The organism is Dyella sp. (genome assembly GCF_051962475.1).
GTDB lineage: Bacteria > Pseudomonadota > Gammaproteobacteria > Xanthomonadales > Rhodanobacteraceae > Dyella_A.
This window is the reverse complement of sequence record NZ_JBQCCF010000018.1, coordinates 22,187-44,066: the sequence shown is the minus strand read 5'-3', so window position 1 is coordinate 44,066 and position 21,880 is coordinate 22,187. Positions and strand designations below refer to the sequence as shown.

General features: G+C 68.3%; 21 protein-coding genes and 1 riboswitch. Of the genes, 12 read left to right on the top strand and 9 right to left on the bottom strand.

What is annotated here, in order from left to right:
- Window position 1: 1 nt before the first annotated feature.
- The 4 genes from ACTHJF_RS03675 to ACTHJF_RS03660 all read left to right on the top strand — a co-directional run bounded on the left by ACTHJF_RS03675 (window position 2) and on the right by ACTHJF_RS03660 (window position 3,588).
- The gene (locus ACTHJF_RS03675) at window positions 2–1,096 is read left to right on the top strand and encodes an XdhC family protein (RefSeq protein ID WP_440265898.1); all 1,095 of its coding nucleotides are present in this window, start codon (window positions 2–4) and stop codon (window positions 1,094–1,096) included.
- Window positions 1,093–1,698 (top strand): nucleotidyltransferase family protein, encoded by a 606-nt coding sequence (locus tag ACTHJF_RS03670; protein ID WP_440265897.1) that lies wholly within the window; start codon window positions 1,093–1,095, stop codon window positions 1,696–1,698. The genes ACTHJF_RS03675 and ACTHJF_RS03670 overlap by 4 nt, the downstream gene beginning before the upstream one ends.
- Before the next feature lie 69 nt (window positions 1,699–1,767).
- Window positions 1,768–1,835: riboswitch (Fluoride riboswitch) on the top strand.
- A 79-nt stretch (window positions 1,836–1,914) separates the two neighbouring features.
- The gene (locus tag ACTHJF_RS03665) at window positions 1,915–3,222 is read left to right on the top strand and encodes a voltage-gated chloride channel family protein (protein ID WP_440265896.1); all 1,308 of its coding nucleotides are present in this window, start codon (window positions 1,915–1,917) and stop codon (window positions 3,220–3,222) included.
- 15 nt (window positions 3,223–3,237) lie between these two features.
- Window positions 3,238–3,588 (top strand): DUF190 domain-containing protein, encoded by a 351-nt coding sequence (locus ACTHJF_RS03660; protein ID WP_440265895.1) that lies wholly within the window; start codon window positions 3,238–3,240, stop codon window positions 3,586–3,588.
- 65 nt (window positions 3,589–3,653) lie between these two features.
- Here ACTHJF_RS03660 and ACTHJF_RS03655 read toward each other — a convergent pair whose 3' ends face one another.
- Together ACTHJF_RS03655 and ACTHJF_RS03650 are read right to left on the bottom strand one after the other, a co-directional pair.
- Window positions 3,654–5,585 (bottom strand): putative bifunctional diguanylate cyclase/phosphodiesterase, encoded by a 1,932-nt coding sequence (locus ACTHJF_RS03655; protein ID WP_440265894.1) that lies wholly within the window; start codon window positions 5,583–5,585, stop codon window positions 3,654–3,656.
- Between the two features lie 107 nt (window positions 5,586–5,692).
- A complete protein-coding gene (locus tag ACTHJF_RS03650) occupies window positions 5,693–7,501 on the bottom strand; it encodes a methyl-accepting chemotaxis protein (protein WP_440265893.1) in 1,809 nt (602 codons plus the stop codon).
- A gap of 164 nt (window positions 7,502–7,665) precedes the next feature.
- On the opposite strand from ACTHJF_RS03650, the gene ACTHJF_RS03645 reads away from it, so the two are divergent.
- The 5 genes from ACTHJF_RS03645 to ACTHJF_RS03625 all read left to right on the top strand — a co-directional run bounded on the left by ACTHJF_RS03645 (window position 7,666) and on the right by ACTHJF_RS03625 (window position 11,534).
- Complete coding sequence (locus tag ACTHJF_RS03645) at window positions 7,666–8,016, top strand: helix-turn-helix domain-containing protein (protein WP_431637138.1); 351 nt, start codon at window positions 7,666–7,668, stop codon at window positions 8,014–8,016.
- 77 nt (window positions 8,017–8,093) lie between these two features.
- Window positions 8,094–9,329, top strand: a complete 1,236-nt coding sequence (locus ACTHJF_RS03640) for an MFS transporter (RefSeq protein WP_440265892.1) — start codon at window positions 8,094–8,096, stop codon at window positions 9,327–9,329.
- Between the two features lie 74 nt (window positions 9,330–9,403).
- Window positions 9,404–10,165, top strand: a complete 762-nt coding sequence (modA, locus tag ACTHJF_RS03635; RefSeq protein ID WP_440265891.1) for a molybdate ABC transporter substrate-binding protein — start codon at window positions 9,404–9,406, stop codon at window positions 10,163–10,165.
- Between the two features lie 5 nt (window positions 10,166–10,170).
- Window positions 10,171–10,845, top strand: coding sequence for a molybdate ABC transporter permease subunit (gene modB, locus ACTHJF_RS03630; RefSeq protein WP_440265890.1), 675 nt, complete (start codon window positions 10,171–10,173; stop codon window positions 10,843–10,845).
- 2 nt (window positions 10,846–10,847) lie between these two features.
- Window positions 10,848–11,534, top strand: coding sequence for an ABC transporter ATP-binding protein (locus ACTHJF_RS03625; protein ID WP_440265889.1), 687 nt, complete (start codon window positions 10,848–10,850; stop codon window positions 11,532–11,534).
- A 5-nt stretch (window positions 11,535–11,539) separates the two neighbouring features.
- Here ACTHJF_RS03625 and ACTHJF_RS03620 read toward each other — a convergent pair whose 3' ends face one another.
- The 4 genes from ACTHJF_RS03620 to ACTHJF_RS03605 form a co-directional block, all read right to left on the bottom strand.
- A complete protein-coding gene (locus ACTHJF_RS03620) occupies window positions 11,540–12,334 on the bottom strand; it encodes a TOBE domain-containing protein (protein WP_440265888.1) in 795 nt (264 codons plus the stop codon).
- A complete protein-coding gene (locus tag ACTHJF_RS03615; protein ID WP_440265906.1) occupies window positions 12,327–12,854 on the bottom strand; it encodes a DUF1697 domain-containing protein in 528 nt (175 codons plus the stop codon). Before ACTHJF_RS03615 ends, ACTHJF_RS03620 begins: the two co-directional genes overlap by 8 nt.
- A gap of 19 nt (window positions 12,855–12,873) precedes the next feature.
- Complete coding sequence (locus ACTHJF_RS03610; RefSeq protein ID WP_440265887.1) at window positions 12,874–13,872, bottom strand: Lnb N-terminal periplasmic domain-containing protein; 999 nt, start codon at window positions 13,870–13,872, stop codon at window positions 12,874–12,876.
- A 128-nt stretch (window positions 13,873–14,000) separates the two neighbouring features.
- Window positions 14,001–14,831: a CHAD domain-containing protein gene (locus ACTHJF_RS03605; protein WP_440265886.1), complete on the bottom strand. Its 831-nt coding sequence runs from the start codon at window positions 14,829–14,831 to the stop codon at window positions 14,001–14,003.
- A gap of 160 nt (window positions 14,832–14,991) precedes the next feature.
- Between ACTHJF_RS03605 and ACTHJF_RS03600 the strand changes: the two genes are divergently transcribed.
- Window positions 14,992–15,537, top strand: coding sequence for a DUF2058 domain-containing protein (locus ACTHJF_RS03600; protein ID WP_440265885.1), 546 nt, complete (start codon window positions 14,992–14,994; stop codon window positions 15,535–15,537).
- 616 nt (window positions 15,538–16,153) lie between these two features.
- Here ACTHJF_RS03600 and ACTHJF_RS03595 read toward each other — a convergent pair.
- Both ACTHJF_RS03595 and ACTHJF_RS03590 read right to left on the bottom strand, forming a co-directional pair.
- Entirely contained in the window at window positions 16,154–16,900 is a 747-nt protein-coding gene (locus ACTHJF_RS03595; RefSeq protein ID WP_440265884.1) for a DUF6624 domain-containing protein, read from the bottom strand.
- A gap of 88 nt (window positions 16,901–16,988) precedes the next feature.
- Complete coding sequence (locus tag ACTHJF_RS03590; protein WP_440265883.1) at window positions 16,989–18,830, bottom strand: chloride channel protein; 1,842 nt, start codon at window positions 18,828–18,830, stop codon at window positions 16,989–16,991.
- 136 nt (window positions 18,831–18,966) lie between these two features.
- On the opposite strand from ACTHJF_RS03590, the gene ACTHJF_RS03585 reads away from it, so the two are divergent.
- Complete coding sequence (locus ACTHJF_RS03585; protein ID WP_440265882.1) at window positions 18,967–20,103, top strand: sensor histidine kinase; 1,137 nt, start codon at window positions 18,967–18,969, stop codon at window positions 20,101–20,103.
- Window positions 20,100–20,861, top strand: coding sequence for a LytR/AlgR family response regulator transcription factor (locus ACTHJF_RS03580; protein WP_440265881.1), 762 nt, complete (start codon window positions 20,100–20,102; stop codon window positions 20,859–20,861). The genes ACTHJF_RS03585 and ACTHJF_RS03580 overlap by 4 nt, the downstream gene beginning before the upstream one ends.
- 143 nt (window positions 20,862–21,004) lie before the next feature.
- Here the strand turns inward: ACTHJF_RS03580 and ACTHJF_RS03575 are convergent, their stop codons facing one another.
- Window positions 21,005–21,610 (bottom strand): hypothetical protein, encoded by a 606-nt coding sequence (locus ACTHJF_RS03575; protein WP_440265880.1) that lies wholly within the window; start codon window positions 21,608–21,610, stop codon window positions 21,005–21,007.
- Window positions 21,611–21,880: the final 270 nt, after the last annotated feature.

The following is a 21,880-nucleotide window of genomic DNA, read 5'->3' as shown; positions in this document are numbered from 1 at the left end:
GATGAACTCACCACACGAACTGATCCGGCTGCTCGACGCCCTGCGCGCACTGCGCGCGAACGGTGAGCCACGCGCCGCGCTGGCTACGCTCACCCGTACACGCGGCTCCACCTTCCGCCGGCCCGGCACGCACATGCTGGTGCTGCACGACGGCCGTGTGGTGTGCGAGCTCTCCGGCGGTTGCCCGCAACGCGACATCGTGGCGCGCGCGCTGGAGGTCATCGCCCACGGCGCGCCGCGGCGGGTGACCTACAACAGCGAGTCCGGGCTCGACGTGCTGATGGAAATGGGCTGCGGCGGCGAGCTGGAGATCCTCATCGAGCCGCTGGCGCCGGCAGGCGCGACCGCGTTCGCCGACAGCCTCGCGCAGTGCCTGGCGGCCCGCATCGATGCGCAACTGGCCACGCTGTTCGCTGTCGACGGCCAGTTGATCGCCCCGCAGCGGATGGTGTGGAGCGCGCAGCAGGTGTTGTTCGACGGCATCGACGATGCGGTCATCGGCGCCGTCATCGCCAATGCCTGTGCAACGCACCGCCTGCGCGGGGCCACTACACAGCAGCTCGCTTCGCCGCATGGCACGCTCGACGTGCTGATCGAATCGGTACAGCCGCCGCACGCGCTGATGGTGATCGGCTCCAGCGCAGCAGCCCGCGCGCTGTTGCCGCTGTCCACCGCACTGGGCTGGCAGACCACCCTGGTCGATCACGATCCGGCACAGCTGCAGTCGCCCGATCTGCCCGCTGGCCTGTGCACGCTGTGCACCACGCCGGAGCAGCTGCAGCAGGCGCTACCGCTGGACGCGCACAGCTCGGTGGTGGTGATGACCCACAATCTGGAGCGCGACATCGCCTGGCTCGCTGCCCTGCGTGGCGCGCCGGTGGCCTATGTCGGCTCGCTCGGCTCGCGCGAGCGGGTGTCGCGCATGCGTCACGCCTCCGAGCTCAACGGCCTGCGCCTGCACGCCCCGGCGGGGCTCGACATCGGCTCGGAGACGCCGGAAGAAATCGCCCTGGCGGTGGCCGCCGAGATCATGGCGGTGATCAACGCGCGCAGCGGCGGCCCGCTGCGCGACAACGACGGCGCCATCCACGGATGAACGCGTCGTCGCCGGTGATCGTGCTGCTTGCTGCCGGCGAAGCGAGCCGCTTCGGCAGCCTCAAGCAGCTGGCGATGATCGACGGCGAACCGATGGTGCGCCGTGCGGCCCGTCAGGCCCTCGCCTGCGGCGTGCCGGTGCTCGCGGTGCTCGGTGCTGGCGCCGAGCGGGTGGCTGGTGCACTCGCCGATCTGCCGCTGCAAACGGTGATACACGACGGCTGGCGCGACGGCCTGGGCAGCTCGCTGGCCGCCGGCGTGCGCGCCGTGCAGCACGCCCAGCCGCAAGCCAGCGGGGTGCTGGTGATGCTGGCCGACCAGCCGCGTCTGGGCAAGGCGCTGCTTGGACATCTGCTCGACGAGCACGCGCGCTCGCCTGGGAAGATCATCGCCACTGCCCAATCCGGCGGAGCCGGTCCACCGGCACTGTTTCCACGTTCGGACTACGAGGTGCTCGCCCAAGCCCGCGGCGCGCAAGGAGCGAAGTGCTGGTTGCGCCAAGAGCACGCGCGGGTGCTGGAAGTGGATCCTGCGCCCTACGGCGCAGACCTTGCCGACATCGACACTCCAGACGATCTGCATCGCGCCAGCGCTGCGCCCTGACGGACATCCAGACGTCTATCCGTCAACCCGCGGGCGAGCTTGCCAACCGCGATTCCTGGGTTACCATGCGCGCCATCCGGAGATGGCATTCCTCCGCGAACCGCCGCCCCCCATCGGCTGATGATGCCTACGTACCCCTGGACAGGGAGACGTAGGCGTGTGCCCGCGGTTCGGCCTGTCCAGGTTTTGAGCAACCTCGAACCTGGAAAACTCCCGATGAAACGTTTCTCCGTACCCGAACAGGCGGCCATGGTGCCGCTGCTCGGGCGCTGGCTGGTGCTGTCGGCCATCGTCGGCGTGCTGGTCGGCGTGGCCTCCGCCCTGTTCCTCTGGTCACTCGACTGGGCCACTGCCGTGCAGACCTCGCGCGGTTACATGCTCGCCCTGCTGCCATTCGCCGGGCTGCTGGTCGGCTGGGTGTATCACCGCGTCGGCAAGGACGTGGAAGGCGGCAACAACCTGCTGCTGGACGAGATCCACGATCCCAAGAAGATCGTGCCCAAGCGGATGGCCCTGCTGGTGTTCGCCGGTACCGTGGTCACCCACTTGTTCGGTGGATCGGCCGGCCGTGAAGGCACCGCCGTGCAGATGGGCGGCACCCTGGCCGACCAGGTTACCCATCGGCTGCGCCTGGGCACGGAAGATCGCCGCATCCTGCTGATGGCCGGCATCAGCGCCGGCTTCGCGTCGGTATTCGGTACGCCGCTCGCCGGCGCGATCTTCGGCCTGGAGGTGCTGGCCATCGGCAGGATCCGCTACGACGCCCTGCTGCCTTGCGTGCTTTCGGCGGTCATTGCCGACCAGGTGACGCTGGGACTGGGCACCCATCACGCGCTCTACGCGATGGGCGCGGTCCCCGCGATCGGCATTGGCGGCCTGCTGGCTACGGTAGCAGCGGGCATCTGCTTTGGGCTGGTGGGCATGCTGTTTGCCGACGCCACGCACGCGCTCTCTGCACTGTTCAAGCGCGTGATCAAGTACCCGCCACTGCGGCTGTTCGTCGGCGGTGCGTTGGTGGCCGCGTTCGCCTTTGCGCTGGGCAGCCGTCAGTACCTGGGGCTGGGCATCCCGACGATCCAGGCGGCTTTCGTGCATCCGCTGCCGCCGTACGACTTCGCCGGCAAGTTCGGGTTCACCGCGCTGACCCTCGCCTCCGGCTTCAAGGGCGGCGAGGTCACGCCGCTGTTCTTCATCGGCGCCACCCTGGGCAACGCCCTGGGCCACGTACTGCCGCTGCCGTTCTATCTGCTCGCCGGCCTGGGGTTCGTGGCCGTGTTCGCCGGTGCGGCGAACACGCCGAACGCCTCCACGGTGATGGCGATCGAGCTCTTCGGTCCTGCTGTGGGCTGTTATGCGGCACTGGCCTGCGTGGTCGCTTACCTGTTCTCCGGACACACCGGCATCTACCGCTCGCAACGCGTGGGGCATGCCAAGCACCTGTCCTGGCCCGAGGGCATCCGCCTGGCCGATATCCCTGCGCTCCGGCGCACCCGTCTGGCTGCCGCCACCGACTCCGCTTCCTGATTCCACGAGACTCTCATGAACAATCTCGCTGCCCTTCGCCTCTACTTCCACCAATCGGCCCGGCTCGAACCACGCACCGTATGGGATCGCCTCAATGCCCGATCCGTCGCCGACCACGTGCTCAAGAACGCCCACCTGGAGGGAATCGGCCAGGTGCTCGTGCACCAGGTGCACAGCGGCTACCTCGCCGGCGACAAACCCAGCGTGCGGCACATCGAAGGCGCCCATCCGCGCCTTCCTCACTGTATTGAACTGATCGACCTGGAGAGCACATTGCGCGAGTTCTGGGCCAAGCATGGAACCTTGCTGAAGGAGGTCCGTGCGCTGTTCATGCCTTGCGAGGCCTTGCTGCCGGAAAACGCATGATCCGAGGCGCCAGGGACGGCGCCCGAAGCATCCGTGGCCATGGCCGTACCCCGGCCACGGCACCCTCAGGCACCGGATACCACGCCATCGTCGTCGAGTACGTAACGCAGCCCCAGGTCGAGCGCGTCGGCCGCTGCCGGACGCGCGTAGAGGTAGCCCTGCACGGCATCGCAGCCGTGTGCGCGCAGCCACAGTGCCTCTTCCTTGCGCTCCACCCCCTCGGCCACGGTACTGATGCCCAACGCCCGGGCCATCTGCAGCATGGAGTTGACGATCGCCTGGCTGTCGGAGAGGCGATCCACGTTGCGCACGAACGAGGCGTCGATCTTCACCCGGGTGATCGGCAGCCGCTTGAAATGCGACAGGCTCGAGTAGCCGCGACCGAAGTCGTCGATGGCGATAGCGATGCCCATGCCGGCAAGGCGGATCAGGTGGGTGCGCAGTTCCTCGTCCAGGTGCAGCGCGACGGTCTCGGTGATCTCCAGTTCCAACAGCTGGGTACGCAGCCCGGTGGCGATGATGGTGGACTGCACGAAGTCGACGAAGCCGGCCTGGCGCAGCTGCACGGGCGACACGTTGATCGCCACCGGCCCGTCGTAGACGCCATCGGCCAGCCAGCGGCACACCTGCGCCAGCGTCTCGCGCAGCACCCACTGCCCCAGCTCCACGATCTGCCCGCTGCGCTCGGCCACCGGGATGAACTCGCTGGCCTTGATCTCCATGCCGTTGGCCTCCCGCCATGCGCACAGCGCCTCCAGTCCGACGATGCGCCCGCTGGCCAGGCAGAACTGCGGCTGGTAGCGCACATGCAGGCGATCCAGCGCCAGCGCCTGCCGAAGGCCCTGCACCAGTTCCACGTAGCGCCACGCTTCGCGGCGCATGCTCGGGTCGAACTGCACCACGCGATCGCGTCCTGCCTGCTTGGCATGGCACAGGGCGGCATCGCCCGCGCTGAGCAGCGTATCTACGTCTGCGCCGTGCTCGGGCCACCAGGCGATGCCGATGCTGCAGGTGCGAGCCACCGCGAAATCCTCGTCGCCGGCGGTGCCGGCCACCGCGCTGCGGATGTTCCTGGCCAGCACGATCGGCGCCATCGGCGTCTGTGGCCGGGTCATGACGGCAACGAACTCGTCGCCGCCGAAGCGCCCCACCATGACGTCCTCGTGGGCGAACGCGCCGATGCGGGTGGCGACCTCGCGCAGGTGCAGATCGCCGCTCGGGTGTCCCTGGGTGTCGTTGATCAGCTTGAAGTGGTCGATGTTGATGAACAGCACCGCCATCTGCTGGCGCCCCGGCGCCTCGCGGATCGCCCGCGCCACGCGCTCGCGCAGGGCGTTGCGGGTGAGCAGGCCGGTCAACGGATCGATGCCCGCCTGCAGGCGTTGCAGCTCCTGTTCGCGCAACTGGGCGGTGACGTCGAGGCACATGACCACATCGACCTCGTCGTCGGCGCGGCTGAGATGGGTGCTCAGCAAGCGCACGTCGAACTCGCTGCCGTCGGCGCGTCGGTGCTTCACCAACTGCTCGCTGCACCGCCGGCTGCTGAGGTCGCTGGCGCACAGCGGGCCGCCGGCCGCCGCGTCCAGGTCTCGCAGACACCGCGCCAGCCTTGGCGACGAGCCGACCCCGTACACCTCCCGCGCGGCGCGGTTCGCATGCAGGATCAAGCCGCGGTCGGGTTCCACCACGAAGCAGGGAATGGGCAGGTCGTCGATCAGCTCCGCATAACCCTGCTCCAGCCGTTCGATCTCGCTGCGGCTCTCGATGAAGCGGCGAATCGCCCGGTGCTGCAAGCCGTGGATGAACAGGGCCGAGAAGGCCACGAACACCACGCCCTTGGTGGCGAAGTACAGGTCACGCCAACGGCCAGGCGGCAGCCATCCTCCCACCGTATCGGTGACCGCCAGCCAGACGACGCCCGCCAAGGCGTAGCGCCAGGCCAGCCGTCCCGATTGCCGCTGCAGGTCGCTCCAGGGGGAAGGTGTCGGTTGCTGCATAAGTCAACGCTCCGCGCAGGTAGGTGTTCCGTGCACAGGCCGCCGGGTGTCCCGTTGCGGCCACCCGGCCGTACGTCGCACCGCGACGACGGCCGGGCCAGACTCGCCTAGAACTCCTTCCAGACCGATTTGTCCTCGGCCCGATGTGGCCGCTCCGACGCGAGCCGCCGCTCGACTGCGTGGCCATGCGCCCGGTGTGCGCGATTGATCCGTGTCTCCGGCTCGGCGCGGGCCGATGCCGATGGCGTCTCTTCCGTGTGGAAGTAGGCCACCTGCCGGCGCAGGCTCATGGCCTGCTCCTCCATGGCGCGGCTGGCCGAGGCGGCCTCTTCCACCAGCGCGGCGTTCTGCTGCGTAACCTCGTCCATCTGCGTCACGGCCATGTTCACCTGCTCGATGCCGGCGGATTGTTCGGTGCTCGCCGCGGCAATCTCGGCCACGATGTCGGTGACCTTCTTGATGCTCTCGACGATCGCCGACAGCGCGCGCCCGGACTCGTCCACCAGTCCCGAACCCATCTTCACGCGCTCGACGCTGTCGCCGATCAGCGTCTTGATCTCCTTGGCCGCCAGCGCGCTGCGCTGGGCGAGATTGCGCACCTCGGATGCGACCACGGCGAAGCCGCGGCCCTGGTCTCCGGCACGGGCCGCTTCCACCGCAGCGTTCAGCGCGAGCAGGTTGGTCTGGAAGGCGATCTCGTCGATCAGGCCCACGATGTCGGCGATCTTCTGGCTGGAAGCGGAGATCGCGCCCATCGCTTCGACCGTCTTGCTGACCACGGCGCCGCCGTGCTCGGCCTGTTCGCGTGCGCCCCGCGCCAGCTGGTTGGCGTGCGAGGCGTTCTCGGCGTTCTGCTTCACGGTGGCGGTCATCTGCTCCATCGAGGCCGCCGTCTCTTCCAGGCTGGAGGCCTGTTCCTGCGTGCGCTGGCTCAGGTCGTCGTTACCCTGCGCGATCTGCCGTGCCGCCGTGCTGACCGATTCGGAGCCGGCGCGCACGTCCTGCACCACCTCGGCGAGCTTGGCGTCCATGTCGGCCAGCGATTGCAGCAGGCGGCCCACCTCGTCTCCCGAGATGCGCTCGATACGGTTGTTGAGCTTGCCGCCGGCGATGTTGTTGGCCACGCGCATGGCCTCGGCCAGCGAGCGCGAGATCGAGCGCACCAGCTGGAAACCGATCCCTCCGCTCAGCAACAGCCCAAAGGCAATGGACGCCATGGTGGTTTTGGCCGAGCGTGACGCCCGTTGCTCATCGGTGGCGTAAGCGGTCGCCGAGATCTTGTTCTGCAGCGTAAATAAATCGCCGATATCGCCTCGCAGCGACGTGTAACTTTTTTCGCCGACGCCATCCATGGCCTGCATGGCCTGGTCGTATTGCTTGGCGTCCAGTGACTTGGCCGCCGTATCCATGATTTTTCGGAAATCGCCGTAATCGCCATCCAGTCGCTTGCTGATGGTTCTTTCATCCGGCGACAGCTCCGCCGCGTGAAACGTCGCAAGCAATTGCGCGAGATCGCCGTCGTCACTCCTCAGTGATTGCTGGAATGCATCGGCGTGTGCGGCGTCGCGCGTCCCCAGGGCGCGATGCAGCGAGGTTCGCTCGCCGCCAAGGAGATCCAGAGCGCGCGCCAATGACATGGTGGGTATTAGCTTGTTCGCATGCATGTCGCGTAATGCGGCATTGCTGCTGTTCAAATCGTTGATCCCCATGGCGCCAACCATTGCGAGCACTGTGGCGAGGGTGCCCAGCGTGACTATCAACCTGACCTTGATCGACCACTGCGGAAAATGCATGCCTGTTCTCCAGATGGGTAACGTTTCCCGGACGGCGCAGCCAATAGGCCGCCGCCGATCTGCCCGGGACGCCGAGTTTTTCAAAAGCCTTGTGGTGTCCCACCGATAGAGCGATGGGTGCATTTCCCGAATTCATTCAGCGGCCGGAAATGCCGGTCAGCCGATCGGGAGGGATAGGCTGGCGTGGTCATTAACGACAAGACAGGTCCGATCTTAAACGCAAAGTATTCCGTTTTGGACTATTTGCAATCGCCGCCTACGGTGCCTCACCGGACTGAAGTTGCGCAATGATGCGTTCCATCCACAACCACGAATACCGCCTGCTGCTGGACTTCATGCAGCAAGTCCGCGAGGCCCTAGGGGTCACCCAGGCCACGCTCGCGCTCAGGCTGGGAACGACCCAGTCCTACGTCTCCAAATGCGAACGCGGCGAACGGCGTCTCGACGTCATGGAATATGTGCGCTATTGCGATGCGCTGGGGGTGGATGCCGGCGTGCTCATGGACGTTTTCCTGGACTGCCGCCTGGACGGCCGGCGCGATCGGGCGACGCTCGTCGACACGCTGCTGCGAAAGAGCCGGCGCCGGCTACGCAGCCGCCACTTCACCAGCCCCTTCGCTCCTCCGCGCGACGGCTGATCGCCCATGCAGGCACGGCCGCCGCGCTAAGCTCCAGGCACCTCGTCCGGCTGCTCCCGCGCCTAAAAACCTTTCTCATGGCACCCACCGCAACTCCGCCTCCGGTCGGCAAGCACTGGCTGAACCCCACCGTGGCCGGCGCCGGCATTACCAGCGCGCTGGGCGACTTCTGCTACGAAACCACCACGGTGATCCTGCCGGGCTTTCTTGCCGTGCTCGGCGTGCCGGCGGCTGCGCTGGGCTTGATCGAAGGGGCGGCCGATGCGGTGGCCAGCTTCACCAAGATGGTCGCCGGCCATATGGCCGACAAACTCGGCCACCGCAAGTCGCTGGTGCTGATCGGCTATGCGTTGACGCCGGCCGGACAAGCCTTGATCGCGCTCGCTGCGGGCTGGCCGCTGCTGCTGGCCGGTCGACTGCTGTCGTGGTTCGGCAAGGGCCTGCGCGGGCCGCTGCGCGACGCCATCGTTCTGCAGGCGGTGAGCGAAGACACGCGTGGGCGCGCATTCGGCTTCCATCGCGCGGCCGACACGCTGGGCGCGGTGGCCGGTCCGCTGCTGGGAGTGGCCCTGCTCGGCTGGGCGCAGAGCCTGCCCGCGCACGATGCGGCCTGGCCGTTCCGGCTGGTGCTGTGGCTGTCGTTGATTCCCGGCGCACTCGCGGTGCTGGCGTTTCTGCTGCTGGTGCGCGATCCGCAACACTCGATCAACCCGGCGCTACAACTGATGCACTCGCTGCGCACGCTGCCGTCGCGGTTCAAGCGCTACCTCGGCGCGGTGGGGCTGTTCGGCATCGGCGATTTCTCGCACAGCCTGTTGATTCTCGCCGCCACCACGTTGCTGACGCCGGCGATGGGCGTGGTGCGGGCGGCGCAGGTGGCCGGGCTGCTCTACGTGGGCCGCAACGTGGTGCAGGTGCTGGCCTCGTTTCCGATCGGCGCGCTGGCCGATCGCGTGGGGCATCGCCCGCTGCTGCTGGCCGGCTACGCGCTGGGCGTGCTCACTGCGGCGATGACTGCGCTGGTGTTCTGGCGCGGCAGCGCAGGCGTGCCAGCGCTGGCCGGCATCTTTTTCGTGGCCGGGCTCTACGTCGCCACGCAGGAAGCGCTGGAGTCCACGGTGACCGCGGCGATGGTGCCGGCCGAGCGGCTGGCCACCAGCTACGGCGCGCTGGGCACGGTGAACGGCGTGGCGAAATTTGTTTCCAGCGCGGCGGTGGGGCTGGCCTGGAGCCTGCATTCGCCGGCCGCCGGCTTCGCTCTCGCCGCGGTGCTGATGCTCGCCGGCACGCTCGCCCTCGCCCGCAGTCGTTGAGGCCGCAGCGCTTGTCCCGTGCGGGATTTCGTCGTTATATAGCGATCTACATAACGAGCCGGAAGGGGCATCCCGTGCGCACCCCCACGCTTCATCGCTGCCTCGCCGTCATCGCGTTCGCCATCGCCGCAGTGACCGGACCTGCCCGGGCGGATGACCTGGTCGTCTCGGCCGCCTCCAGCCTCACCAACGCGTTCCAGAGCGTGGCCAAGGCCTACGAAACGCAGCATCCGGGCACCCATGTCGTGCTCAACTTCGGCTCGTCCGACACCCTGCTGCGGCAGATCGCCAATGGCGCGCCGGCGGATGTGTTTGCCTCGGCCGACCAGGTGGCGATGGACAAGGCGCAGTCGCAGCGCGCAATCACCGCGGACAGCCGGGTGGACTTCGCCGCCAACCAGCTGGTACTGATCGTGCCGGCTGGCGGCGCCAAGGTCGCCACGTTGAACGACCTCACCGGCGCCGCGTTCAAGCGCATCGCCTGGGGGGATCCGGCCTCGGTGCCTGTGGGTCGTTACACAAAGAGCGTGCTCGACCGCGCCGGCCTCACATCGCGCCTGCAGAACAAGGCCGTGCTCGCCGCCAACGTGCGCCAATGCCTGAACTACGTGATGCGCGGCGAGGTCGACGCCGGCTTCGTCTACGCCACCGACGCGGCCATCGCTCGCGGCAGGGTGATCGTGGCGATGCGCATTCCATCGACCACACCCATCACCTACCCCATCGCCGTGGTGTCGCAAACCACGCACTCGGATGAGGCGCGCGACTTCATCGCCTTCGTGCGCTCGCCGCAGGGTCAGCAGCTGCTCGCCGACGCCGGCTTCCTGGCGCCCTGAGCGTGATGCCGGACATCTGGCAACCGCTGCTGCTCTCGCTGAAGGTCGCCCTGTGGGCGACCGTGCTGAACCTCGTATTCGGCGTGGCCGTGGCCTACGGCCTGTCGCGCTGGCGCTCGCGCTGGTGCGACACGTTGGATGCGCTGCTCACCCTGCCGCTGGTGCTGCCGCCCACGGTGCTGGGCTATTACCTGCTGGTGCTGCTGGGTCGGCGCGGGGTGATCGGCGGCTGGCTGGAGCAACTGGGCATCAACCCGGTATTCACCTGGCAGGGCGCGGTGATCGCCGCCACGCTGGCTGCGTTTCCGCTGGTGCACAAGGCCGCGCGCGCCGCGTTCGAGAACGTCGAGCCGCAGCTGGAAGACGCCGCCCGCGTGCTGGGCCTGGCGCCGCTGGCGGTGTTCTTCCGCGTGTCGCTGCCGCTGGCCATGCGCGGCATCGTGGCCGGCGCGCTGCTCGCCTTCGCCCGCGCGCTCGGTGAGTTCGGCGCCACGCTGATGATTGCCGGCAATCTGCCCGGCCGCACGCAGACGCTGTCGGTAGCGATCTACTCGGCGATCGAGGCGGGCGACGACGCCGGCGCCAACATGCTGGTGATCGTGGCCTCGGTGACCTGCGTGGCGGTGCTGGTGATCGCCGGCCGGCTCACCCGCGGCCGCGTGCCGCGGCGGAGCTTTTGACCATGCGCCTGGACGTCGACATCCGCCGCGTGATGACCGATCCACAGCGGCCGTTTTCGCTGGAGCTGGCGTTCCGTTCGGACAGCCCACGCGTGGTGCTGTTCGGCCCGTCCGGCTCGGGCAAGAGCCTCACCCTGCGCGCCATCGCCGGTCTGATGCGGCCGGACGCCGGCCACGTCGGCGTGCGCGGCCGCACGCTGTTCGACGATTTCCGCGGCGTGGACGTGCCCGCGCGCGCGCGGCGCATCGGCTACGTGTTCCAGGATTACGCGCTGTTCCCGCACCTCACCGTGGCACAGAACGTGGCGTTCGGACTCACGTCCGGCCTGCGCCAGCCTTCGCGGCGGAACGTGCCGGAAGCGGCGAGGCGCTGGCTCGATGCGTTCGAGCTGGAGGGCCTGGCCAACCGCTATCCCGCGCAGATCTCCGGCGGCCAGCAGCAGCGCGTGGCGCTGGCCCGGGCGCTGGCACCGCAGCCGGAACTGCTCCTGCTGGACGAACCCTTCGCCGCACTCGATCCGCCGCTGCGCGGCCGGCTGCGCGACGAACTGGTGGCGCTGCAGTCACGGCTGGACGTGCAGCTGCTGGTGATCACCCACGATCCGGCCGATGTGGAAGCGCTGGGCCAGCACGTGCTGGAGATCCGCGAGGGACGTCTTTACCGCAACTTGGCGCGCGTGAGCGCCTGATCTGCTCAGTCGGTGGTGCCCAGCAACACGCTGGATGCCTCGATGATCGCCTCCGTGCGATCTCCCTCGGTCAGGTCGAGCGCTTCGAGATCGGCGCTCGCCACCACCGCCACGATCACGCCGCCACCGTCCAGATCCACGACGACTTCGGCGTTCGCGTCGCCACGTTCGACGGTGGCGATCGTGCCGGTCAGCCGGTTGCGCGCGGAAGGCTGCTCCGTCGCGTCCGGCCGCGCCAGCCGCACCGCCGAGGCCTTGATCAGGGCGATCGCCTCGCGCCCCACCGCCAGGTCCAGTTCACGCGTGCTCTCGCGGGTGATGGTGACCGCCAGCCGCTGCCCGCCAGCCAGCGCCAGTTCCACCGTGTCGTTGACGGTGCCGGGCACGATCGAGGTCACTGTGCCGGCGAGCTGGTTGCGCGCACTGGTGCGCAGCATGAAGCGGCGCATCAGCTGCAAATCGCGCAACGAGGCCTCGCCCATCGCGCCGAGCTGCTGCACGAAACGCGCGTGTTCGGCTGCCATGGCGCGGAACACGTCAACCAGCCGCTGCCCGCGCGGCGTGAGCGTGGTGCCACCGCCGCGCTTGCCGCCGGTAGCGCGGCTCACCAGTGGCTCGTCGGCGAGGTTGTTCATCGCATCGATGGCGTCCCACGCGCCCTTGTAGCTCATGCCCACCGCACGCGCCGCCGCGCTGATGCTGCCGGTCTCGCCGATGGCGGCGAGCAGCTCGATGCGGTCCAGCCCACCCACATGACGGTCGCCTGCATGCAGCGACAGCATGCCCTTGAGTTCAAACATCGCCCGCGCTCCCGGCCGCCGCCATCGCCGCCAGCTTCGCCACCGTATTCATGTTGCGCGCGGTGCCCTGGGTCGCGGCCTTGATCTTCAGGCGCGAGTCGGCCATGCCGTCGCCGTAGTGCACGTAGATTTCGCGGCGGCCGAGCGCGAGGCGCTCGTCCTTCAGTCCGCTGATGTCGTCCAGCGCGGACTTTGCTGGCGCCGCGTCGAGGAAGATCGCCACCACGCGGTTGCCCGGCTGATCGGCGAATGGGTTGGCGGCCAGCACGCGCGCCAGCTCTTCGCCCGTGCGCACCAGCACGCCAACCGGCTTGCCGGCATAGCGTTGCAGGCGCTCCTCCAAGGTCTGTTTCAGCGTGGCCTCCGTATGCGTCGACTCGAACACCACGTTGCCGCTGGCGATGTAGGTGCGCACGTTCTGGAAACCGGCGTCCTCGCACATGGCCTTCAGCTCGGCCATCGGCAGCTTGCCGGTACCGCCAACGTTCACGGCGCGCAGGAGAGCAACGTAGCGATGCAGCATCGGGAGGGATTCCTGATCAGCGTGGCGCGCGGATGGCGCGGGAGAAATCGTCGGTGGGGCCGGTGCGGCGCGCCTTGTCGGTGATGCGCGCGGCGGCGCGCTGCGCGTCGGCCGGCTGGTTCGCATCGATCGCGCCGTTGTCGCGCAGGTAGCCCTGGAGGTAGCCGGTGAGCAGCAGGCGGATGTCCATCGGCAGGCCGGGGTTGAGCTGGCGCGCCATGCCATACACCAGCGTGGTGCAGTTGGACGTGATGGTGTTGTAGAACGCCGGGCGCTCGGCCAGCCGGTTCGCCGCCTCCACGTAGGACAGGAACAGCGCGCGCATCGTGTCGCGCTCCAGCGTCATCGGATAGAGGTAATCGTCCTCGCCGCGCACGTTGGTGCGCACGCGCACGATGTCGTGCTCGTCGGCTGCCACCAGCACCATCTCGAACTGCTTGAAGAAGCCGCCGATCTCGGAGAACGCCTCGCCCTTCTTCTTGCGGATCTCCACCGAGAACACCACGTGCCGGCCGTCGTCGAAGCCGAAGGAGATCATTGCGTGGGCGATCGCGCGGCTGTCCCAGTACGACAGGATGGCGTCGGCGGACACCAGGTGATCGAGGTCGTAGTCGCGGGTTTCCCAGCGCGCGTCGTAATCGCTGTCGCTGCGCCAGTCGAAATCGCGCACGTTGTGCAAGGTGACGAGATGGCCGTGCACCTCGCCGCGCAGCAAGTGGGCGACGTCGTCGGCCCACACGCGGTGGTTGGACGGGGGGATGTTCCACCACCAGACCAGCAGCGCCAGCATGGCCACGCCGTAGCCGGCCAGCGGCCACAGGCTGCGGCGGCTGATCGCCAGCGCAACGAGCGCCACCACCAGCAAGGCCCACACCACGCTTCCCAGCGCCCGGCCCACGCTGCCGCCCGGCAGCTGATACCACAGCGCCAGCGCGCCCCAGGCGCCACTGAGAAACACCACCACCGCCACCAGTGCGCCGAGCACGCTTCGGAGCATCAGGCTGAATTTGTTCATCCGCGGGTTCCAGGCACCGAGAGCTGTGCCCGCTAGGGTGCGGGGTTTCCGGCCTGGTTACAACGCGCGCGCCGGCAGCGCAGGCCTTGCCGGTATCCGGCTGGCGCGCAGCGATCGGCGACCGCACCTCAGGCGCTTGCGTCCAGCTCGGCGATTTCCTGGTGCAGGCGGCAGCGCAGCGCGTCGCGGTTCGACATGTCGCTCACCTGCGGCAGCAGCTGTGCGAGCACTTCGAGATCCTGCCGTCGCCCCAGCAGGTCGGTGCGCTTCTTCAAGTGCTCCACCCGCTCGTGCTGCATCTTCCGCAGGGTCTTAGGGCAAACCTCGATACGGCGCATGGCGTCTACCTGCATGCGCAGGCGGCGCGCTCGTCGTCGCCAGCGATGCAGCCGCTGAGCGGTCATCTCCTTCTTCGCCTTGCGCTCGGCCTTGGCCACGCGCAGCTCGCCCTCGACCAGAGCATGCTCCAGCGACCGCCGCCCGACCCGATACCAGGGCAGCGCCGCCAGCGCCTTGCTGATTCGCGCCAACCGGGCGCGACGCTTGGCGAACCCCGGGTCCTGCGCCAGCGTGCGCGCCAGCCGTCGCTCACAGCGCGTATCGAGGCGCGCGGCCACATCGAGCCACGCCTGTTTCTCCGCGCCGGTAGCCAGCGAACGCGCCGTCGCCACCGCTACGTGGGCGTCGCGCAACCTCGACAGGCTGCGCGCCAGTTGCTGCAGGGCGCGGTCGATCGGCGCAGCGGGCTCGCCCAGTGCCTCGTGAGCCAGCGCCAGCACCGCCCGCAGACTGCGGATCGCCTTGCGCACGCGATGCACGCCATCGTGCAAGCGCTCCTTGCGCGCCAGGCCCTGCCGCGCCAGCCGACACAGCGCGGCCACCAGATGCGCCAGCGCCTCGCCAGTGGTTCGCGGCGAAGCACCAGGGGCGCGTTCCGCAGAGGGAGCGGTGGACTTCATCGAGCCAGTCTAGGCATAGCTGCCGATACGGCCAGATGACTTGGCTCAATTGCGCGCATCGTGAAAGCGTGCCATCGATGCCGATCGAGCGCGCTCATCTGGCCGAGACCCAGACCGCGCCAGCGCTACAATGGCGGGCCCTTTCACGATATGCCCGCCGATGCGCAACCCGCTGCAGGACCAACTACTCAAGGCCGGCCTGGTCAACAAAGCCAAGGTCAACCAGGTGGCACGCGAGCAGAACAAGCAGAAGCTCGGCAAGGCGCCACCCGCCACGCCACGCGAAGACGCCATCGACGCCGCCCGCCTGCAGGCCGAACGCGCCGAACGCGACCGCGCGCTGGCCGCCGAACGCAAGGCCCAGGCCCGCGCCGCCGAACTGCGCGCCCAGGTGCGCCAGATCATCGACACCCATAAGGTCAAGCGCAGCGGCGACATCGACTACCGGTTCACCCACGACAACGCCATCCGCAGCGTGCTGGTGAACGAATCCCTGCGCAGCCAGCTCGCCAGCGGCGCCCTGGTGATCGCCGCCCTGGACGATCGCTACGAACTGCTGCCCCGCGCCGCCGCAGAAAAGATCCGCGAACGCGACACCAGCGTCATCGTGCTCGATCACGCCCAGCCGCCCGCGGGCGACACACCGGTTAGCGACGACGACGCCTACTACGCCCAGTTCCAGGTGCCGGACGATCTGGTCTGGTGATGCGGGGGCGGGACCGCGCATCGCACCCCCTGTAGGAGCCCGCTCGCGGGCGATGCCCCCTGCTCCTGATGCACATCGAAGTCCAAAAGCATCGCCCGCAAGCGAGCTCCTACCGGGCCTGCGCCCACCAGCGACGGCGCCCCAAAAGCAGCCCCCCTCCCCCCAACCCTCTCCCCCGGCAGAGCCAGGGGAGAGGGAGCGAAGCGCGTTCGGCTCTGAATGCCGAACGATCCGATCTGGTGACGCGCGGATGGGAACGTAGAGACGCGTCACGCCCCCTTTGTAGGAGCCCGCATCGCGGGCGATGCCCCTGTTCCTGATGCACATCGAAGCCCAAGAGCATCGCCCGCAAGCGAGCTCCTACCAGCCCGTCCTCGCCCACCAGCGACGGCGCCCCAAAAGCAGCCCCCTCACCCCAACCCTCTCCCCCGGCAGAGCCAGGGGAGAGGGAGCAAAGCGAGGCTGCCCAGCGCTTCCCACACAGACTCCATCCGCCGCGTCGTCATCGACCAAGCCAAAAAGCCACACGCCTCCAACTCCCTCTCCCCTGGCTTTGCCGGGGGAGAGGGTTGGGGTGAGGGGGCGCTCTTCGCTTGGGCCCAAGACCGCGTGGCACTCAGCCTTTTGTCGCCGTCCCATAAATCACATCGAGCACGCAGCGGTAGTCGGCGATAGGCAGCAACCCCATGCGGGCACGTCGCTCATCGAGATGCGCCACGTCTTCCACCGGCGCCATCACCATCTTGCCGGGATGCGCCGGATCAGTATCGAACTGCGTGCCGTAACGCTGCGGCTTCTTCTGCGCCCGCAGCACGCGATCGGTGAGCAGCGCCAGTTCGGAATCCTTGACGCCCTTGTCAGCGCCGCGAAGCTGCAGGGTCTCAAGCACGCGCATCTGGAACGCAGGATCGCGATCGGCGTGCTGCACCAGCAGGAAGGCGGCGGACATGCCCTGCTCACCCACCTGCGCCACGGTCGGAAAGCCAGACCTTTGCACCTGGGCCTTCAGCCAGTTCAGGTTGTCGCCGTCGACCTCGTAGGCATGTTTATAGACCGCCCGGGCGGCTGCTCCGTCGGGGTCCGCGCCCTGGCTGGCGGCGAGGGCGGCATCACGAGCCTGCTGGTCGGCTTGCGCACGCTGCAGCAGCTGTCGGCGTTCCTCGGGCGCCGCAAAGTGACGAGCAGCATCGCGCGCCGCAATCGCTTCCTCGCTCTGGCTGGCGTGCGCCGCCTTCTGCGCTGCTTGCCAGGTCGCCACACCCGGGCAGGCGGCCTCGATGGCCTGATCCTGCGGGTCCTGCGAGCTTGCGCTGCCACTGGCCAGCAGCAACACCAGCCATGCCGAGAGCTTCCGTGTCGTCACTTTGCGCATCGATTCACGTCCTATGTTGAAGGGGCGTCGTGCCCGACGATAACGCAGCGGCGAGCGCCGCCGGCGCTTGGGCCTCGCCCTACTTCGCGCGCCCCAGATACCGCGACGCCCTCCGCGCCTCACGCAACCGCTGCGCATGCGCCTTGAGCAGATCACCACGCGTGAGGATGCCCACCATCTGCGGCGAGCGGCCCTCGCCCAGCACGATCAACCGGCCGACGTCGGCCTCCACCATGTGGTCGGCCGCTTCGCGCAGGGTGTGGTCTTCGTGCACGGCCAGTGGCGGACGCTGGACGAGACTGCCGACCGTGGCCTCATCGGGCACGCTGGCGTCGAACAAGGTGCGGCGGGTGAGCACGCCGAGCGGCTTGCCGGACGCGTCGAGCACCGGGAAACCCTGATGCTTCGCCACGTCCCCCGCGCTGGCCAGCCACGCACGCAACTCGCCCATGCGCTGCTCGGCCGCCAGCGACACCACCTCGCGACTGCACGCATCGCGCACCAAGATCTGGTCCAGCGCATCGGCGCTGTAATCGGACGGCACGCGCACGCCGCGGCGCACGATCTTCTCGGTCATGATGGTGTTGCGCATCATCAGGCCGGAGACGAGGTAGGCCGCCGCGCAGCCGCCCAGCAGCGGCAGCAGGCCGTGCGGTTGCTGGGTGGTTTCGAAGGCGAACACCACCGAAGTGAGAAACGCGCGCGAGGCGCCGGAGAAGATCGCCGCCATGCACACCAGCGCGGCGAGCCGCGGATCGACGTGCAGCGCCGGCAGCGCCGTGGCCACCAGCAAGCCCATCGCCCCGCCCAGCGTGCTGCCGATGGTGAACAGCGGCGCGAGCGTGCCGCCGGAGGTGCCGCTGCCCAGCGCAATCGACCAGGAGGCGAGCTTGGCGATGCACAGCGTGAGCAGCCCCACCAGCCCGATCTGGCCACTGATCGCCGCGGTGATGTTGGCGTACCCCACACCCAACGTCAGCGGCTGGAAGTAGCCGATGACACCCACCGCCAGGCCGCCAATCGCCGGCCACCACATCCAGTGGATCGGCAGCTTCTCGAAGCCGTCCTCGATGGCGTAGGTGAGCTTGGTGACGCCCACGCTCACCACGCCCAGGATCAACCCCAGCAGCACATACACCGCCAGCGCGCCGAACGTGGGCGTGGCGATGTCCGGCATCGGGAACATCGGCTCGTTGCCTTCCAGCAGGTAGCGCACGCCGGTGCCGACAAAGGCGGCCAGCGCCACCGGAATCAGCGAGCGGGCGCGGCGCTCGAACAGCAGCAGTTCGATCGACAGCAGTACCGCCGACACCGGCGCGGAGAACACTGCCGCCATGCCCGCTGCAGCGCCAGCAGCGAGCAGCGTCTTGCGCTCGTCGGCGGTGACGTGGGCGAGCTGGCCGATCAGCGAACCCAGCGCGCCACCCGTGGCGATGATCGGCCCCTCGGCGCCGAACGGCCCGCCGGTGCCGATGGCCACGGCCGAAGACACCGGCTTGAGCCAAGTCATGCGCGGCGGGATGCGGCTCTCGTTGAGCAGGATCTGCTCCATCGCCTCGGGAATGCCGTGGCCGCGGATCGCCCGCGAGCCCCAGCGCGCCATCACGCCCACGATCAAGCCGCCGACCACCGGCACCGCGATCACCCACAGGCCCAGGTGATGCCCGGCCGGGCTGCTCAGCGCGGTGTCCCAGCGGCCGTAGAACGCCAGGTTGGTGATCAGGCCGATCAGCGCGGTTAGCAGGCGGGCCACACCGGCCACCGCGGCGCCAAGCACCATCGCGGCCAGCGTGATGCCCAGCACGCGGCGGTCCAGCGGACGGAACCGGCGCGGCAGGTGCGCCTCGGCCAGCGTGGAATCCAGCGAAGGCGCGAGCGGAATCGCCGCACGCGAGTGCGGGGCGTCGGAATGATCGGTCATGGGAGTTCAAGCCAGAGGATGCAGCCGCGAAAGGCTACGCGGATATCGCGCCAGTAGCTGGCTGGAAAATGAACAGGGGTGGCGCCCACCCTTGCACCACGCTATCAATACCGACTTCCCAGCCAGCCGCGGCGCCATGTCGACCCTCTCCCCAGCCCGCCCCGACGCACCGCCCGAGCCGCGTTCCGTGCGCATGACCCTGCTCAACCGCCCGCTGTGGCTGATGCTCTATTTCGCCGGCTGGACCTTCATTGGCCTGTGGCTGGGCACCAACGTGTGGATCAGCCAGCGCGACAACCCCGGCGCCGTGGCCTGGCACTACTACACGTGGGAAGTGAGCAGCGCGCTGGTGGTCGGTGCGCTGGCGCTGGCGGTGGGCTGGTTCGAATCGCGCTGCAGGATCACCGGCCCCGGCGCGTGGCGACGCATGCTGGTGCACCTGCCGGCGGCGGTGGTGTTCTCGCTGGTGCACGTGGCCATCATCGTGGCCATCCGCAAGGCGGTGTACGCGGCGATGGGCTCGTCGTACGAGTTCGGCGAGGTATGGATCGGGCTGGTCTACGAGTTCCAGAAAGACCTCATCACCTACCTCAGCCTCGTTGTCGCGTGCGCGTTGATCCGCACCATCCGCGAGCGCCGCCGCCACCAACTGGAAGCACTCGAACTGCGCCGCGCACTGAGCGAGGCAAAGCTCGCGCACCTGGCCGCGCAGATCGAGCCGCATTTCGTGTTCAACACGCTCAACGCCATCTCCAACCGCATGTACGAAGACGTGCCCGCCGCCGACCGCATGATCGTGGCGCTGTCCGACCTGCTGCGCACGGCGATGACCGCCGACGGCTCCGCCTTCGTGCGCGTGTCCGACGAAGTGCATTGGCTGCGCGCCTACACCGCGCTGATGGCCGAGCGCCAACCCGGCCTGCTGCACGTCGACATACGCGTGGACGAAGGGCTCGACGCCATGCGCCTGCCGCGCCTGCTGCTGCAGCCGCTGGTGGAAAACGCCTTCCGCCACGGCCTGCGCAACGGCCGCGGCCACCTCGCCGTCACCCTGCGCCACGACGGCGAGCAACTGCACTGCCGCGTGGAAGACGACGGCGTCGGCTTCGCCCCCGATGCGCAACCGGGCGTGGGCCTGGCCAACGTGCGCGAACGCCTCGCCCTGCTCTACCCGGATCGCCACCGCTGGCACATCGGCCCCGGCGCGCATGGCGGCACCGCGGTGGACATCACCCTGCCGCTGGAACCGTGGACTGCGGAGCCGAAGGCATGACCCTGCGCCTGGCCATCGTGGAAGACGAAGCCCCCGCCCGCGCCCGCCTGCGCCGCCTGCTGGCTGATCACGCCGACGTCGACGTCGTGCTGGAAGCCGACACCCTGCCCGCCGCCCTGGCCACCCTGCCCGGCGCCAACGCCGACGCGCTGTTCCTGGACATCGCCCTGGGCGAGTCCACCGGCTTCGACCTGCTCGACCAGCTGCCGCCACCGTGGCCGCTGCTGGTGTTCGCCACCGCCTACCACGAGCACGCGCTGCGCGCGTTCGAGGTCGCCGCGGTGGACTACCTGCTCAAGCCCTTCGACGCCCCGCGCCTCGCCGCCACGCTGGACCGTCTGCGCGCCCGCCTCGCCGACGCCGACCCGCTCCCCGCCGAAGAAGACCTGCGCCGCCTGCAGGCCGCGATGCCCACACCCGCGTTTAACCCCGCACCGCTGGTCATCACCGAACGCGGCCAACGCGTGGTGGTGCCGCTGGACGAGGTGACCCACCTGGTCGGCAGCGGCAACTACGTGGAACTGCACACCCCGCAACGCAGCTACCTCATGCGCGCCACCCTCACCCAACTGGCCAGCCAGCTACACCCCGCACAGTTCCTGCGCGTGCATCGCAGCTACCTGGTCCGCGCCGACCAGATCGCGGCGCTGACGCCGCGGGGGCATGGGGATGCGGATCTCACGCTGCGGGATGGGACGACGGTGATGGTGAGCCGGCGGTATCGGGAGGCGTTGCCGGAGGGGCTGCGGGGGCGGTGAAACTGCGCGTCCGTGCTCGCGCCTATAACCCGACTCCCCCTCACCGTCATTCCCGCGAAGGCGGGAATCCATCTTGCTCTTCGCCCAGGGTTGTCTTAATCAGCCACACCCCTTTTTAGTGGCGCTCTTGTTGCCAGGTGGGTTCAGTACATTTCCCGCTGCGGGAACGTCCATCCGGTCAGCGAAAGAAACCGCTCGCCGATGGCGCGCACCGGACCGGACTCGGGGGTCCAGCGGGTGACCACGCGATAGCGGTCAGTGACACCTTCGATGATCCATTCCGAGCCGTCCGCGCCGACAGCCGAGTCACGCAGTGCGATGTACCAGAAGCCCTGGATGCGGATGAATGCCTCCAACCTCGCGCAGGTCTCGGGTGGGAGCTCATCGACCTTCTGCCGATACACCTTGCCGGGCGCGTAACCGCCCGCACCATCGAGTTCCGTCGCGTGAAGCGTGCAGCGCGCGTGGTCCATGACGACTCTCACCGTCACCGGATGGTGAAAGGTGCGGAGCCAGGTGAATCGGTACGTGTGCATGCCCGCTACCGGCTTCAGCGCAGGCTCGGACATGGCCTCAAGCTGCCCTGAGTACCAGCCGTTCTTGAAACCATCGGACCGGATGGAGGCAGGATCGAGTGCCCCTTCCGGGAAATAGCGCTTCTGGTCTGCCGCCACGACCGCACAAAGTGAAACCATCAGCAGGAGGATGGTGATCGAGAGTGTGGCGGCGTGTTTGAGCATGTCGATCACCGAAGAGCCTGGCAACAGGTACTTCCATAAGTATTACGCATCAAAAAGTCGACTCTGCCCCCGTTTTGGCCACGGCCTTTTTTCCTGCGGGCTCACCAACATCACTCCCGCACGCCCCAACCTCGCGAGCCTCCCAGACGTCATTCCCGCGAACGCGGGAATCCACGCTGCCCTTCGCTCACGGTTGGCATGATTAGCCACGTCACCTCTTGCCCCGTATGCACGTCCATGGATATTTGTGGCCAACACCGCTGTATCGAGAAAATATCC